Below are 15,772 nucleotides of genomic sequence, written 5' to 3'. Positions count from 1 at the left end.
GTGAGCCAATCAAAATGTTGAAAATCGTCCACCTGCTAATGGGCGCAGCGGCATTGCTGCTGTCGTTCATACCCAGCTTGAAATCCGAAGCCGTTCCCTACCTGCAACAACCCGATGCACTTTACCTGGCCTTTTTCGGCCTGCTGAACCTGGTCATCGCTCCAGTAATTCCTTACTGGAACAAAGGCCCGCGTCAGCATCTGCAAAATCTGGTCAGCGCTCTTCTGGTGCTGACCGTCGTCCTGCAAACCTTGACCCTGATCGCCCCGATGCCCGTCATCGCCGGCCAGCCAGCCGTGCTGTTCACTTTGGTGATCGCGCTGGTTGCCGTGGTCTTGCACCTGGCGGTGAGCTTCTATCGTTCTTCACCTGCTGCCGCTCCAACCAGCTATGACATGACCAACCGTGATACCGGTACCGTCAAGTGGTTCAACACCTCCAAAGGCTTCGGCTTTATCTCCCGGGATTCCGGTGATGATATTTTCGTGCACTTCCGTGCCATCCGTGGCGAAGGCCACCGCGTACTGGTCGAAGGTCAGCGCGTGGAATTCTCGGTGATGAACCGGGACAAGGGCCTGCAAGCCGAGGACGTGATCGCCGCCTTGCCGCGGCGCTGATCCAAGGCAATAAAAAACCGCGTGCAGCCTGGCTGTACGCGGTTTTTTTATGTCTTCACTTTCTATTCAAGCAAATGGCTCACTCAATAGTGCGGCGGCGGCGCTTCTTCTTCGAACGATTCGAACTGCCCGACCATCTCTTCCTGACGCTTGAGCAGTGCCGCCATCTGCAATTGCAGGCGATCAACCACACGCTGCTGCGCGACCAGCACGTCGTTCAACGACTGGATGGTGTCATCCTGAAACGCCAGCCGGCTTTCCAGATCGGTAACGCGTTGTTCCAGGCTCATGCTTCAGCCCTCCAGAAACGTGAAGTCTTCGGTCAGCACCAGACGCAAGCGTTCGCGAATGGCCGTCACTTGCTCGGCGCTATAAGGCTTGGCCGGGTGTTTGCCCCAGACCGGCGCCGGCCACGCGGCGTCATCGCGTTTGCGCACAATCACGTGCATGTGCAATTGGCTGACGACGTTACCCAGCGTCGCCACGTTCATTTTGTCCGCATCCAGCAAATCCTTGAGCAACTCGGCCAGCGCGGTGGTTTCCAGCCATAACTGCTGTTGATCGGCGACATCCAACTGAAACAACTCGCTGATATCGTCGCGACGAGGCACCAGGATGAACCACGGATAGTTGCTGTCATTGGACAGCAACAGTCGGCAGAGCGGGAAGTCACCAAGGGTCAGCGTGTCCTGTTGAAGTCGTGAATCTAAAGCAAACACTGCGCGCACTCCGGCTGATCGACATTTTGAGCTTAGCGGCGATCCCGCAGGACGCAGCACCAAGCGACAGACCGGCAGCATACCTGCGATTGCGCCAGCCTTCACGACAGCTGTGCCCTCTTGTCATTCGCCGCACGCCCCGACATGGGACATTTACCGACACGTTGCACCAGCAAAGAACCGGGAACGGCAATGAACACACGCAAATGACCGAAAACCCCTGATGTGCTCAAGATCACCCACTCACCAAGCTGCGTGATTACAGGACAGCGTGCGTGTTTTTTTGCACCAAAACCGCACAGTGCGTCTACGCTCATGCGTCGAAGCATCCGCCGAATACTCACTCACGGGGTGAACCGGTAACGTTTTTGGCTGTCGCGTGCAGCTGACGCCGTGGCAACACCATTGCAGGAATGGCGTCAAGCCCTTGTAAAAATAGGCTTTGCGCCCCGTATTCATGAGGTTTTTACAGGTAACACGCGCTGTGCAGAAAAATAACCGCACTGACATTGCGGTTTGTGCACGCTTGTTGCATTCGCAGACATATGGACTATAAGCGCACCACACGATGTGGATGCCTCAAGCCCAACAAAAACAGTGGCAGGGTTGCCCGATGGAGATTCAAGTGTTTTGCCAGGGACTCTTTTTTAGCGATGCAAACGGCTAAAAAAACAGCGAGAAAGTTGTAGGCCCGATTGCATCGGTACTGTGAATTTGCGACATCTACACAACCGTTTGCGACAGCGTCGTAAAGAAGGTGAAAGGTTAGATTCGCAAGTATCGCCAACATTGTCGGCGTGATATAAGTTTGCGCCGACACAAAAAGAAAGAGCCGCCCAGATAATAAAACAGGTGGGACGGCAGTACTCTTCTAAAAACCAAAGGAGCAAATCACGATGCGCGTGATGAAGTGGAGCATGATCGCCCTGGCTGTTGCAGCAGGCACCTCGCAGTTCGCAATGGCGTCTTCCCAGGATGAGTCCAAAGGTTTCATTGGAGACCAGAGCCTGAAACTGAAGACCCGTTTTGAATACATGAACCGTGACTTTAAAAACGGTGCAGGCAACGGCACTTCCGGTACTGCTGGTTATCGCCAGGATTCCGGTCTCAGCCAACTGCTGACTTACGAATCGGGCTTCACTCAAGGCACCGTTGGCTTCGGTCTCGACGCCATGGCAATGGGTTCGGTCAAACTGGACGGCGGCTCGGGCCACCGCGGTAACGGCCTGTTCGCCAACGACAGCGATGGCAACCCGGAAAAATCCCAGGGCAAAATCGGCGGCGCAGTCAAATTCCGCGTATCCGACACCGTTCTGAAATACGGCCAGCAATTCGTTGCCAGCCCGGTATTCGCCACCGACGACAGCCGTCTGCTGCCAGAAGTCGCCACCGGTACCCTGATCACTTCCAAAGAGATCAAAGGTCTGGAACTGAGCGCAGGTCGCTTCACGTCCCTGAGCAAACAAACCGGTATGGGCCGTGACAGCATCGGCGGTCTGCCTGATGAGAACGGCAATGGCGGCAAAGGCCTGACCAACATCAACATCTTCGGCGCCAGCTACTCGTTCACCGATAACTTCACCGGTGCCTTGGCTGCTTCCGACGCTGACGACTACTTCAAGAAGTACTACGTCAACCTGAACTACACCTTGCCAATCAACGACGAGCAGTCGCTGAACTTCGACTTCAACGGCTACCACACCAAGGGCGAAAGCCGCGGTGACCTGGTTGACGCGATCGGCGACGGCACCACTGGTGTGGACAACAACCTGTGGTCCCTGGCCGCTGCGTACAGCATCGGTGCCCACAAATTCACCCTCGCTCACCAGCGCTCCAGCGGCGACAACGCTTACTACTATGGCGTTGACGGTAACAGCACCATCTTCGTTGCCAACTCCATTCAGATCTCCGACTTCGTGGGCCGCGACGAGCGTTCCTGGCAAGCTCGCTACGACCTGAACATGAAAACCTACGGCGTACCTGGCCTGAGCTTCATGACCCGTTACGTGATGGGTGACCACATCACCACCAACGGTCTGGGTGAAGGTAAAGAGAACGAGTGGAACGCCGAGTCCAAGTACGTTCTGCAAGAAGGTCCAGCCAAAGACCTGTCGTTCCGTCTGCGTTATGCCATGTACCGTTCGAACGGTGCTTACAGCGGCTACTCGTCTGACAACAACGACGTGCGTCTGATCGTTGAGTACCCACTGAACATCCTTTAATAGGGATGCGCAGCTGACGTACTGTAGAGCCATGCTCTAACAAGAACCGCTCACCTGATTCAGGTGGGCGGTTTTTTTTATGCCTGCACTTATTGCATCCCTGCTACAAAGATTAGCCAGCTATCTATTAGCTGGCGAACTTTCACAACAGGCATAAAAAAACCCAAGAGCATGAATGACTCTTGGGTTGTTATTGATTAACTGACTGCAAAGCCAGGTATCAAGATTGTTACTGCGCTGCTGTTTCCTGAACTACGCGAATCGTCCGCTGCGGAAAAGGAATATCAATACCAGCAGTTTTTAAACGATCACGCGACTGCTCGTTAAACATGAACATCACGTCCCAGTAGTCTGCAGTTTTAACCCACACACGCAGGGAAACTGTGATCGCACTGTCACCCAGCGTCGAAATCACCGCCTGCGGTGCCGGGTCTTTCAGAATACGTTCGTCGTTGGCCAGATCCAGCAGCACTTGACGAGCCTTTTGCAGATCGGCTTCATAATCGACGCCCACATCAAACACAACCTTACGGGTCGGCTGACGGTTGGTGTTGGTGATGATGCCGTTCGACAGGTTGCCGTTAGGCATGATGATGGTCTTGTTGTCGCCGGTACGCAGCACGGTATGGAAAATCTGGATACTGTCGACCGTACCCGCTACGCCTTGCGCTTCGATCCAGTCACCAATACGGAACGGACGGAACAGCAGAATCAGCACGCCACCGGCGAAGTTTGCCAGGCTGCCCTGCAAGGCCAGACCGATCGCCAGACCGGCAGCACCGATAGCCGCCACGAACGAGGTGGTTTCAACACCGATCATCGAAGCGACGCTGACAATCAGCAGCACCTTGAGAATGATGTTCGCCAGGCTGCTGATAAAACCTTGCAGCGCCAGATCGGCATTACGCAGGGCCAGCAGGCCACCGAGTTTTTGCGTAACCTTGTTGATCAGCCACCAGCCGATGGCCAGGGTAATCACTGCCAGCAGCACGCGGCTGCCGTATTCCATGATCATCGGGATCCACGCCTGGGATGCCTTGACCAGGTTGTCCACCTCAGCATTCAAATCCATGTTCTATCTCCTGATTTCCGGCCATTCGGCACGCGAAAAATAAGCGGCAGAAACCCGCCGGGTGTACACAAAACAATATGGGAGCGAGCCTGCTCGCGAAGGCGCCGTGTCATTCAGCAATGAGTTGACTGACACACCGCCTTCGCGAGCACGCTCGCTCCCACAGGTCATCTGACCGAGCTTAGTCGCGGAAGTTGTTGAACTGCAGGGGCATGCCGAATTCCTTGGCCCGCAGTGCCGCGATGGCCTCTTGCAGGTCATCACGCTTCTTGCCGGTCACGCGCACTTGCTCGCCTTGAATGGCGGCCTGCACCTTGAGCTTGGCATCCTTGATGTGGCCGACGATTTTCTTCGCCAGTTCTTTGTCGATGCCTTCCTTGAGGATCGCGTCCTGCTTCATCAGTTTGCCCGATGCATAAGCGTCCTTGACCTCAAGGCACTGTACGTCGATCTTGCGCTTGACCAGCGCCAGCTTGAGGATTTCGATCATCGCTTCCAGCTGGAACCCGGCTTCAGCGGTCAGGCTGACGGTCAGGTCTTTTTCCTTGAACTCGAAGCTGCCTTTGCCTTTCAGGTCATAACGACGATCGAGTTCCTTCACGGCGTTCTCGACCGCGTTGGTGAGTTCGTGTTTGTCCAGTTCGGATACCACGTCGAACGACGGCATGTAATCTCTCCAATAAAAAGGCGCGCTCGATGTGGACGGAGCGCGCTTGGCTTGCGGTTAAAATCGGGCTCATTATAACGGGTCTTTTCCCACCGACACGGCGAGCCGCACATGCCTGTACGCAATCGAGCAAAAAACTGATGGCCACCACCTGGCATGTACTGGGCGCTGGCAGTCTCGGCACGCTGTGGGCCACACGTCTGGCTCGTGCCGGTCTGCCGGTCAGGCTGATCGTGCGTGATGCCGAACGCTTGCAGAGCTATCAGGCTGCGGGCGGCTTGACGCTGGTGGAGCAAGGTGTGGCGAGCACCTATGCGGTTCCCGGCGAAACGCCCGACAGCCCCGATCCGATCCGCCGCTTGCTGGTGGCCTGCAAAGCCTACGACGCCGAAAGCGCCGTCGCCCGCCTCGCCCCACGGCTGACAGCGGACGCCGAACTGATCCTCCTGCAAAACGGCCTCGGCAGTCAGGACGCCGTGGCCAACCGTGTGCCGCTGGCACGCTGCATCAGCGCTTCAAGCACCGAGGGCGCCTTTCGCGATGGCGCCTGGCGCGTAGTGTTCGCCGGCCACGGTTTCACTTGGCTGGGCGACGCTGGCCATCCGGTCGCGCCAATCTGGCTGGACGATCTCGACGCGGCGAAAATCCCCCATGAATGGAGTACCGATATCCTCACGCGGTTGTGGCGCAAACTGGCGCTCAACTGCGCGATCAATCCGTTGACCGTGCTGCACCATTGCCGCAACGGCGGGTTGCAGGAACATCACTGCGAAGTCGCTACGCTGTGTGGCGAACTGGTCGAGTTGCTGGAACGCTGCGGCCAACCGGCTGCGGCGGACAATCTGCAACAGGAGGTCGAACGGGTGATCCAGGCCACGGCCGCCAATTACTCGTCGATGTACCAGGACGTCGCCAACCAGCGCCGCACCGAAATCAGCTATCTATTGGGCTACGCCTGCAAAGTCGCCGTGCGCCATCAATTGAACCTGCCGCACCTCAAGCAATTGCAGCAACGACTGATCACGCATCTGCGCAGCCTCGGATTGCCCAGCGACTGAGCAGCGGCTACGCTGGCCACTTGTTCCTCTGCTGTGAAAAACCTGATGCCATTGCGCCAGCGTCTCGAAAACCTGCCGGTCGGCCAGAAACTGCTGGCCGCCCTGCTGGTGCTGTTGACCACTGTTCTGCTGGTCGCCAACCTGACCTTTATCAGTGCCGCTTACTACATTTCCCAGGAAAGCATGGCGCCGCAGGCGTTGCAGACCATCGGCCGGCTGATTTCCAACCCCAGCCTGGTCAGCGAAGCCTTGCAATCACCGCAGAGCGCCGAGCGCCTGCTCAAAGAACTCGACAGCTATTCACCACTGCGCGCCGCCGCCCTGTATGACGGCAAGGGCGAACGTCTGGCGCAAGTGCAGCGCGGCGATAAACTCAACCTGCCGCAGCGCTATCGGCATATCGAAGCCTGGCAACTGACCGAATTTCGCAGCAACCAGTTGATCACCCTGCCCCGCCCCGGCACCGCACCGGGTCATCTGCTGCTGGTGGCGAGCAGCGAACTGCCGATGGCGTTCTATACCGGCACACTGACCGCGAGCCTCGGCATTCTGATTTTCAGCGTGCTGTTGTGGCTGGTGATTGCCCGGCAGATCAAACGCCTGATCACCCGACCGATTCATCAGCTTGAGGAATTGTCGCGTCAGGTGACCCGCGAAGAGAACTACGCCCTGCGCGCCTCACGCGGCAATCATGACGAAATCGGCAGTCTCGCCGAGGCGTTCAACACCATGCTGTCGCGCATCGAAGCCCGCGAGCAGCAACTCAAGCGCGCCCGCGATGACTCGCAAGCCGCCTACGATCAGGCCCAGGGGCTGGCTGAGGAAACCCGCCACACCAATCGCAAACTGGAACTGGAAGTCCAGGTGCGCAGCAAGATCGAGAAGAAGCTCACCGGCTTCCAGAATTATCTCAACAGCATCATCGACTCGATGCCCTCGGCGCTGATCGCCCTCGACGAGCAGCTCTACGTGACCCAGTGGAATCAGGAAGCCAGCGCCCTCTCCGGCACACGACTGGACGAGGCACTGAATCAGCCAATTTTCCTTGCCTTCGAACCGCTCAAGCCGTTTTTGCCGCAGCTCAAGCAGACCGTCGAGCAGCACACCGTGGCGAAAATCGAGCGAGTGACGTGGTTCAAGGACGATGAACCGAGGCATTACGCGCTGACCTTCTATCCTCTGATGGGCGGTGCCGGGCGTGGCGTGGTGATCCGCATCGATGACATCACCCAGCGTCTGTCGCTGGAAGAAATGATGGTGCAATCGGAAAAAATGCTCTCGGTCGGTGGTCTCGCCGCCGGCATGGCCCATGAAATCAACAACCCGCTGGGCGCGATCCTGCACAACGTGCAGAACATCCGTCGGCGTCTGTCAGCCGATCTGCCAAAGAACCTCGAAACCGCCGAGCAATTGGGCATCGAACTGGACACGGTGAACCGCTACCTGCAGGGCCGCGAAGTGCCGCAATTGCTCGACGGCATTCAGCAGGCCGGCGCACGCGCAGCGAAAATCGTCACCCATATGCTCAGCTTCAGCCGCCGCAGCACCCGACAAATGGCGCCGTGCGATCTGCCGGCATTGATCGATCAAGCGGTGGAAATCGCCGGCAACGACTTCGACCTGGCCATCGGTTTCGACTTCAAGGGCCAGGCGATCATCCGCCAGTTCGACCCGGCGCTCGGCCCGGTGCCGGGCACCGCCAACGAGCTGGAACAGGTGCTGCTCAACCTGTTGAAAAACGCCGCGCAAGCGATCCACCAGCGCGAAGATGACAGTGAGCCGGGGCGGATCATCCTGCGCACCAAGCTCAATCCGCCGTGGGCCGAAATTCAGGTCGAGGACAACGGCATCGGCATGAGCGAGAACGTGCGCAAACGCACCTTCGAGCCGTTCTTCACCACCAAGGAAATCGGCCAGGGCACCGGGCTTGGCTTGTCGGTGTCCTACTTCATCATCACCAACAATCACAAAGGGCAGATGGAAGTGCAGTCAGCCCCGGGCCAGGGCACCTGTTTCACCTTGCGCCTGCCGCTGACGCAACCGCTGCCCATCGCTGCCGAAACCAATCAATTATCGAGGTAACCCATGGGCTTTCGCCTGTCGAAAATCTACACCCGCACTGGTGACAAAGGCGAAACCGGCCTTGGCGATGGCCGCCGTGTGCCCAAGGATCACCCACGCATCGAAGCGATTGGTGAGGTCGATACGCTGAACAGTCAGGTCGGCGTGTTGCTGGCCGGGCTGCTGGCCGAGCGCGATACGTATCCGGGGCTGAATGAACTGATCGAAGTGTTGGCGCCTTGTCAGCATCGCTTGTTTGATCTGGGTGGCGAGTTGGCGATGCCGGAGTATCAGGCATTGAATGCGGCGGAGATCGAACGACTGGAAGCCGTGATCGATGTGTGGAACGAGGAATTGGGGCCGCTGGAGAACTTCATTTTGCCGGGCGGTTCGATGCTGATTGCCCAAGCACATGTTTGTCGGAGTCTGGCGAGGAGTGCCGAGCGGCGCTGTCAGCATTTGAATGCGCTGGAGCCATTGGCCGGTGTTGGGCTGGCGTATATCAATCGGTTGTCGGATTTGCTGTTTGTGGCGGCGCGGTTGATTGCGCGGCGGCAGGGGGTTGCGGAGATTCTTTGGCAACCGGCGGTGAAACCTGCAGAGAAGTAGTGCCTTATAGGACGCCATCGCGAGCAGGCTCACTCCTACAATTGACCGCGTTACTTCAGGTAGAACGCGGTCAACTGTAGGAGTGAGCCTGCTCGCGATGAGGTCAGTAGCCGTTAAACAGAATCAGGCCAGAACGCACGAATCCCCGCCACACCTTGAGCCCCGCAATTCCAGGCTTTTTCGCGCTCAGCCGGGCCAACCCCGCCCAACAGAAACACCGGTTTGCTGAAGCCTTCAATCAACTCCTCAGCCTGCTCCCAGCCCAACGGCTGCGCATCCGGGTGCGTCAAAGTCGGCTGCACCGGCGACAGCGTGACGAAATCCACGCCCATCTGTTCTGCCAGCGCCAACTCTTCAGCGTTGTGGCACGAAGCCGCGAGCCAGCGCTCCGCTGGCAACGGGCGCCCCGCCGCTGCGTATTTGCGCAATTGTGCAGAGGTGATGTGCCATCCGGCAGACGGGAAATCGCCAAGCCACTCGAACGGTCCCTTGATCATCAACTGCGCTTTACCGGCACACAGCCCCGCCGCGTCTACAGCCAGATCACGGTACTTGGGGTCGTAACCATTCGGTGCACGCAGCTGGATCAGTTTGATCCCGCCAGCAATCGCCTTCTGGATACCGCGCAGCAGAGCCGGGGTTTCCAGGTCTTCCGGGGTGATCAGGTATTCCGCGGGCAAACGCGCGGCGGCAACGATCGGCTGGTTGGCGGCCGGAAACTCGTAGTTCACCAGTTCTTTCGCCGAGACCCAGGCCAACGGCTGCCCTTCAGCACCGTGCGGCTCGCCGGTGAATGCCGACACTTCCCAGACATCCAGCAAAACCTGCTTGTCCGGGTAGTCATGACGCACTTTGATCAGCGGTCGGGCGGCGCCAACGACGATGCCCAACTCTTCGTGCAGCTCACGGGCCAGCGCGCTTTCGACCGACTCGTCAGCCTCGACCTTGCCGCCGGGAAACTCCCACAGCCCACCCTGATGCTGGGTGTCGGCACGGCGGGCGATGAGGATCTTGCCGCTGTCGTCACGAATGACGGCGGCGGCGACGTGGACGCGTTTCACGGATTCAACTCCTCCAGTCCAGCCTTTTGCCACGCTTTGAAGGCGGGCCATTGGTAGACGGCTTCAACATAGGCTTGGTCGGCGGCCGGCAGCTGCACTTGGTAGGTGCGCAGACGCACGGCAATCGGCGCGAAGAAGGCATCGGCCAGACTCACCCGACCAAACAGGTACGGCCCGCTCTCGGTAGCAGCAGCACGGCATTCGGCCCACAGCGCGAGCATGCGCTCGATGTCGACCTTGACCTCCGGCGGCACCGGGTTCAGCGGCGCGTCATGGTTGAGGTTGAACGGCATGTGATTGCGCATGGCGAAGAAGCCGCTGTGCATTTGTGCGCATGCGGATCGGGCCTGGGCGCGGGCGAAAATATCGCTCGGCCAGAGTTGCTCGGACGGGAACTGTTCAGCGAGGTATTCAGCGATGGCCAATGAATCGGCAATCGTGCCGCGCGCCGTTTGCAGCAGCGGGACTTTGGCGGTCGGCGAATGCTTGAGCAACAGCGCGCGGGTATCGGGCTTGCCGAGTTTGATCAGTTCTTCGCTGTACGGTGCGCCGGTCAGCTCGAGTGCCAGTGCGGCACGCAGAGACCAGGAGGAAAGCAGTTTGTCGCCGATGATCAGGTGCAGGGACATGGATGTGGCGCCTTTTCGTCAGGAGAATCAGGCCAGAATTTTTGGTGGCTGATGGGTCACCATCGCGAGCAGGCTCACTCCTACAGGTAATCTGTGGCGTTTACAAAACCACTGTAGGAGTGAGCCTGCTCGCGATGGCATCGACTCGGTCTCAGGTTAGATCAAGTGCGGTATTCGGCGTTGATCTTCACGTATTCATGCGACAGGTCGGTGGTCCAGATGGTTTCGCTGCAATCGCCGCGACCCAGTTCGATGCGGATAGTGATCTCTTCCTGCTGCATAACCGCTGAGCCCTGGGCTTCAGTGTAGGTCGCCGCACGGGCGCCACGGCTGGCGATGCACACGTCACCGAGGAACACGTCGATCTTGCTCACGTCCAGATCCGGCACGCCGGCACGGCCAACGGCAGCGAGGATACGGCCCCAGTTCGGGTCGGAGGCGAACAGCGCGGTCTTGATCAGCGGTGAATGCGCCACGGTGTAGCCGACGTCGAGGCATTCCTGATGATTGCCGCCGCCATTCACTTCAACGGTGACGAACTTGGTCGCGCCTTCGCCGTCACGCACGATGGCCTGGGCCACGTCCATGCACACTTCAAACACCGCTTGCTTCAACTTGGCGAACAACTCGCCTTCAGCGCGGGTGATTTCCGGCAGTGCAGCCTTGCCGGTGGCGATCAGCATGCAGCAGTCGTTGGTCGAGGTGTCGCCGTCGATGGTGATGCGGTTGAACGACTTGTTGGCACCGTCGAGCATCAGGTTGTGCAGGACGTCACGGGAGACTTTGGCGTCGGTAGCGATGTAACCGAGCATGGTCGCCATGTTCGGGCGGATCATGCCCGCACCTTTGCTGATACCGGTGACGGTGATGGTTACGCCGTCATGCTCGAACTGGCGGCTAGCGCCCTTCGGCAGGGTGTCGGTGGTCATGATCCCGGTGGCAGCGGCTTCCCAGTTGTTTTCAGACAGATCGTCCAGCGCGGCTTGCAGTGCACCTTCGATCTTCTCGACCGGCAGCGGCTCGCCGATCACACCGGTGGAGTACGGCAGGATCTGACTGGCATCGACGCCGGTCAGCTCAGCCAGTTTAGCGGTGGTGCGCTCGGCAGCGGCCAGGCCAGGCTCACCGGTGCCAGCGTTGGCATTGCCGGTGTTGGTCAGCAAATACCGCACCGCGTTCTGCACGCGTTTTTTTGCCAGGATCACCGGTGCCGCGCAAAACGCGTTCAAGGTGAACACGCCCGCCACGGTCGAGCCTTCGGCGCAGCGCATCACAACGACATCTTTACGCCCCGGGCGCTTGATGCCGGCCGAGGCGATACCGAGTTCAAAACCGGCAACCGGGTGCAACGTTGGCAAAGGACCAAGACCAACAGCCATGAATGCGCTCCTTACTCAATGATGTCAGCACCGCCAATCGATGCGGCGGTGGTTTAAATGGCAAAACGCCGCGACGGCAGGAGCCGGTCGCGGCGCGGGTATTTCAGCGATTGAAACGGGTTTTACTGGATCTGCCCGTGGCAATGCTTGAATTTCTTGCCCGAACCGCAGTAGCACAGTTCGTTGCGGCCCAGCTTCTGCTCGTTGCGAACCGGGGCGGCGGCGAGGGCCACATCGACCTCTTCACCGAGCAATTCCGGTTGCTCCAGACCTGGCGCTTCAGCGTGTTCGAACTGCATGCGGGCGGCCAGTGCTTCGGCTTCCTGACGCAGACGTTGCTCTTCGGCTTCCGGATCTTCGCGGCGCACCTGAACGTGCGACAGCACACGGATCGAGTCGCGCTTGATCGAATCCAGCAGCTCGGAAAACAGCGTGAACGACTCGCGCTTGTATTCCTGCTTAGGGTTCTTCTGGGCGTAGCCACGCAGGTGGATGCCGTGACGCAGGTGATCCATGGTCGACAGATGGTCTTTCCACAGATCGTCCAGTACGCGCAGAACGATTTGCTTCTCGAAGGAGCGCAGTGCCTCGGCACCGGCCTGATCTTCTTTCTCGTTGTACGCCGCCATCAGCTCGGTCATGAGCTTCTCGCGCAGGGTTTCTTCGTACAGGTGATCGTCTTCGTCGAGCCATTGCTGGATCGGCAACGCCACACCGAAGTCGCTCTGCAGCGAGGCTTCCAGACCGGCCACGTCCCACTGCTCTGGCAACGATTGCGGCGGAATGTGCGCGCTGACGGTGGCGTTGAGCACGTCCTGACGGAAGTCGGCGATGGTTTCGCCGATGTTGTCAGCGGCCAGCAACGTGTTACGCATGTGATAGATCACTTTACGCTGTTCGTTGTTGACGTCGTCGAACTCGAGCAGTTGCTTACGAATGTCGAAGTTGCGGCCTTCAACCTTGCGCTGCGCCTTCTCGATCGCGTTGGTCACCATGCGGTGCTCGATCGCTTCGCCCGGCTGCATGCCCAGGGCTTTCATGAAGTTCTTCACCCGGTCAGAGGCGAAAATGCGCATCAGGCTGTCTTCCAGCGACAGGTAGAAGCGGCTCGAACCGGCATCGCCCTGACGACCGGCACGGCCACGCAGCTGGTTGTCGATACGACGGGATTCGTGACGCTCGGAGGCAATCACCTGCAAACCGCCGGATTCCAGCACTTGCTGGTGACGTTTCTGCCAGTCGGCCTTGATCTGGGCGATTTGCTCAGGGGTCGGGTTTTCCAGCGACGCGACTTCAACTTCCCAGTTACCGCCCAACAGGATGTCGGTACCACGACCGGCCATGTTGGTGGCGATGGTCAGGGCACCCGGACGACCGGCCTGCGCGATGATCTCGGCTTCTTTTTCGTGGAACTTGGCGTTCAGAACCTTGTGTTCGATGCCTTCCTTCACGAGCAGTGCGGACATGTGCTCGGAGGTTTCGATGGTGGCAGTACCCACCAGCACCGGACGACCGGCAGCCATGCTTTCCTTGATGTCCGTAACGATCGCCGCGTATTTCTCTTCGGCGGTGAGGAACACCAGGTCGTTGAAGTCTTTACGCGCCAATGGTTTGTTCGGCGGAATGACCATCACTTCCAGACCATAGATCTGGTGGAATTCGAACGCTTCGGTGTCGGCGGTACCGGTCATGCCGGACAGCTTGGTGTACAGACGGAAGTAGTTCTGGAACGTGGTCGAGGCCAGGGTCTGGCTCTCGGCCTGGATGTTCAGACCTTCCTTGGCTTCGATGGCCTGGTGCAGGCCTTCGGACAGACGGCGACCCGGCATGGTACGGCCGGTGTGTTCGTCGACCAGTACGACCTGGCCGTCCTGCACGATGTATTCGATGTTGCGATTGAACAGTTTGTGCGCGCGCAGACCGGCATACACGTGGGTCAGCAGGCCCAGATTATGCGCCGAGTACAGACTCTCGCCTTCAGCCAGCAGGCCGACGCGGGTGAGCATGTCTTCGATGAACTGGTGACCGGCTTCGTTGAGTTCGACCTGACGGGTCTTCTCGTCAACGGTGTAGTGGCCAGCCTTGGTGACTTCGCCTTCGACTTCTTCAACGTGCAGTTCCAGCTGCGGGATCAGTTTATTGATCTCCATGTACAACTTGGAGCTGTCCTCGGCCTGACCGGAGATGATCAGCGGGGTACGCGCTTCGTCGATAAGGATGGAGTCGACTTCGTCGATCACGGCAAAGTTGAGTTCGCGCTGGAATTTTTCTTCCATGCTGAACGCCATGTTGTCGCGCAGGTAGTCGAAACCGAATTCGTTGTTGGTGCCGTAGGTGATGTCGGCGGCGTAGGCCAGACGTTTCTCTTCCGGCGGCTGGAACGGCGTCACGACGCCGACGGTCAGGCCGAGGAATTCATACAGCGGGCGCATCCAGTTGGCGTCACGACGCGCCAGGTAGTCGTTCACCGTTACAACGTGCACGCCCTTGCCGGACAGTGCGTTGAGGTAAACACCCAGGGTCGCTACGAGGGTTTTACCCTCACCGGTGCGCATTTCGGCGATCTTGCCTTCGTGCAAGGTCATGCCACCGACGAGCTGTACGTCGAAGTGGCGCATACCCATGATGCGCTTGCCGGCTTCGCGGGCGACCGCAAAGGCTTCTGGCAACAGCTTGTCGAGGGTTTCCCCTTTGGCGATGCGGGCCTTGAACTCTTCGGTCTTGGCGCGCAATTGATCGTCCGAAAGGGCCACCATTTGCTCTTCGAAGGCATTGACGAGCTGCACCGTCTTGAGCATGCGTTTGACTTCACGCTCGTTCTTGCTTCCAAAAAGTTTCTTTAACAAAGGCGCAAACATATCGGCAGGATCTTCCACACTAAAGGGATGGAGGGCGGCCCCGTGAGCGTCGCCCGTGCAGCCCTCATGGCCGCATGCGAACGAGCATTCTACCCGGAAACGGAAGTGAGGAAAGTGGCGATGTTCCACGATGCTGGCACTGCGCTTTGACGGGGCTCACTTAAAATAGGGGCGTTTTGCTCAACTTCAAGTCATACAAGGTAGAAGTTAGTCGTTGATTTAATGGGTAAAGCGAGGGCAAAAGCAATGGGCGAGTGATTTCGACCTTTCTGCTACCATGGCGTTTCTGTTACTTCAGGTGTTCGATCATGGCATTTCGCCCTCTTACGGCCAGAGCACCCGCCGTTCTCCTGCGCGAAGCCAAGCCGCTCAAAGCCATCCTCGGCCATGCCCAACGACTGGGTCATCTGCAGCGCCTGCTCGAAAGCCAACTGCAACCCGCCGCCCGTGAACATTGCCATGTCGCCTCGTGGCGTGAGGGCAGTCTGTTGCTGATTGTCACCGATGGCCACTGGGCCACACGTCTGCGTTACCAGCAAAAACGCCTGCAGCGGCAGTTGCAGATGTTCGACGAGTTCGCCAGTTTGACGCGGATTCTGTTCAAAGTGCAGCCGCCGACGGTTCAACGTGGCGCGGCCGGGCACACGATGGATTTGTCCACGGATGCCGCGGCGACGATTCAGGCGACGGCGGACGGGATCAGTGATCCGGGGTTGCGCGCGGCGCTGGAGCGTCTGGCGGCACACGCCAAGGCCAAAACCTGAGCGCTATCCGAACGTGAATAATTATTTAATGTGGGAGCGAGCCTGCTCGCGAAGAG

At 58.6% G+C, this 15,772-nt stretch carries 14 protein-coding genes; 6 read left to right on the top strand and 8 right to left on the bottom strand.

All coding sequences use genetic code 11. The annotated features are described in order from the left end of the window. Positions 1-14: 14 nt before the first annotated feature. On the top strand, positions 15-617 hold the full coding sequence (locus tag ACOYXJ_RS16095; RefSeq protein ID WP_008080216.1) for a cold-shock protein: 603 nt from the start codon (positions 15-17) through the stop codon (positions 615-617). Between the two features lie 83 nt (positions 618-700). On the opposite strand, the gene ACOYXJ_RS16090 is transcribed toward ACOYXJ_RS16095, so the two are convergent. After that, the gene (locus ACOYXJ_RS16090; protein ID WP_008080215.1) at positions 701-907 is read right to left on the bottom strand and encodes a SlyX family protein; all 207 of its coding nucleotides are present in this window, start codon (positions 905-907) and stop codon (positions 701-703) included. 3 nt (positions 908-910) lie between these two features. Continuing rightward, positions 911-1,336: an HIT domain-containing protein gene (locus ACOYXJ_RS16085; protein ID WP_016983819.1), complete on the bottom strand. Its 426-nt coding sequence runs from the start codon at positions 1,334-1,336 to the stop codon at positions 911-913. A gap of 896 nt (positions 1,337-2,232) precedes the next feature. Between ACOYXJ_RS16085 and ACOYXJ_RS16080 the strand changes: the two genes are divergently transcribed. Beyond that, a complete protein-coding gene (locus ACOYXJ_RS16080; RefSeq protein ID WP_150794540.1) occupies positions 2,233-3,558 on the top strand; it encodes an OprD family porin in 1,326 nt (441 codons plus the stop codon). 229 nt (positions 3,559-3,787) lie between these two features. Here the strand turns inward: ACOYXJ_RS16080 and ACOYXJ_RS16075 are convergent, their stop codons facing one another. After that, the gene (locus tag ACOYXJ_RS16075) at positions 3,788-4,630 is read right to left on the bottom strand and encodes a mechanosensitive ion channel family protein (RefSeq protein WP_016983189.1); all 843 of its coding nucleotides are present in this window, start codon (positions 4,628-4,630) and stop codon (positions 3,788-3,790) included. A 181-nt stretch (positions 4,631-4,811) separates the two neighbouring features. After that, positions 4,812-5,297 carry a YajQ family cyclic di-GMP-binding protein gene (locus tag ACOYXJ_RS16070; protein ID WP_008080210.1) on the bottom strand — a complete coding sequence of 162 codons (486 nt, stop codon included), beginning with the start codon at positions 5,295-5,297 and terminating at the stop codon, positions 4,812-4,814. A 140-nt stretch (positions 5,298-5,437) separates the two neighbouring features. On the opposite strand from ACOYXJ_RS16070, the gene ACOYXJ_RS16065 reads away from it, so the two are divergent. Genes ACOYXJ_RS16065 through ACOYXJ_RS16055 form a run of 3 tightly spaced genes read left to right on the top strand, consistent with a single transcriptional unit; the run spans position 5,438 to position 9,025 of the window. Further along, positions 5,438-6,355, top strand: a complete 918-nt coding sequence (locus tag ACOYXJ_RS16065; RefSeq protein ID WP_460370414.1) for a putative 2-dehydropantoate 2-reductase — start codon at positions 5,438-5,440, stop codon at positions 6,353-6,355. A gap of 45 nt (positions 6,356-6,400) precedes the next feature. Beyond that, positions 6,401-8,437 carry a sensor histidine kinase gene (locus tag ACOYXJ_RS16060; RefSeq protein ID WP_460370412.1) on the top strand — a complete coding sequence of 679 codons (2,037 nt, stop codon included), beginning with the start codon at positions 6,401-6,403 and terminating at the stop codon, positions 8,435-8,437. 3 nt (positions 8,438-8,440) lie between these two features. Then, positions 8,441-9,025 (top strand): cob(I)yrinic acid a,c-diamide adenosyltransferase, encoded by a 585-nt coding sequence (locus ACOYXJ_RS16055; RefSeq protein WP_460370410.1) that lies wholly within the window; start codon positions 8,441-8,443, stop codon positions 9,023-9,025. A gap of 113 nt (positions 9,026-9,138) precedes the next feature. Here ACOYXJ_RS16055 and ACOYXJ_RS16050 read toward each other — a convergent pair whose 3' ends face one another. From ACOYXJ_RS16050 to secA, 4 genes are all read right to left on the bottom strand, one after another. Continuing rightward, positions 9,139-10,086 (bottom strand): Nudix family hydrolase, encoded by a 948-nt coding sequence (locus ACOYXJ_RS16050; RefSeq protein ID WP_460370408.1) that lies wholly within the window; start codon positions 10,084-10,086, stop codon positions 9,139-9,141. After that, positions 10,083-10,715, bottom strand: coding sequence for a glutathione S-transferase family protein (locus tag ACOYXJ_RS16045; RefSeq protein ID WP_150794545.1), 633 nt, complete (start codon positions 10,713-10,715; stop codon positions 10,083-10,085). The genes ACOYXJ_RS16050 and ACOYXJ_RS16045 overlap by 4 nt, the downstream gene beginning before the upstream one ends. A 161-nt stretch (positions 10,716-10,876) precedes the next feature. Next, positions 10,877-12,094, bottom strand: a complete 1,218-nt coding sequence (gene argJ / locus ACOYXJ_RS16040; RefSeq protein WP_038366685.1) for a bifunctional glutamate N-acetyltransferase/amino-acid acetyltransferase ArgJ — start codon at positions 12,092-12,094, stop codon at positions 10,877-10,879. A 122-nt stretch (positions 12,095-12,216) separates the two neighbouring features. Next, on the bottom strand, positions 12,217-14,952 hold the full coding sequence (gene secA / locus ACOYXJ_RS16035) for a preprotein translocase subunit SecA (protein ID WP_095121328.1): 2,736 nt from the start codon (positions 14,950-14,952) through the stop codon (positions 12,217-12,219). Positions 14,953-15,260: 308 nt separating this feature from the next. Here secA and ACOYXJ_RS16030 point away from each other — a divergent pair, with 308 nt between their 5' ends. Beyond that, complete coding sequence (locus ACOYXJ_RS16030) at positions 15,261-15,716, top strand: DUF721 domain-containing protein (RefSeq protein ID WP_034153434.1); 456 nt, start codon at positions 15,261-15,263, stop codon at positions 15,714-15,716. Positions 15,717-15,772: the final 56 nt, after the last annotated feature.

It is taken from the genome of Pseudomonas sp. Tul2A7 (genome assembly GCF_054790505.1).
The sequence above is the reverse complement of the archived record's forward strand: the minus strand, read 5'-3'. Positions and strand labels throughout refer to the sequence as shown.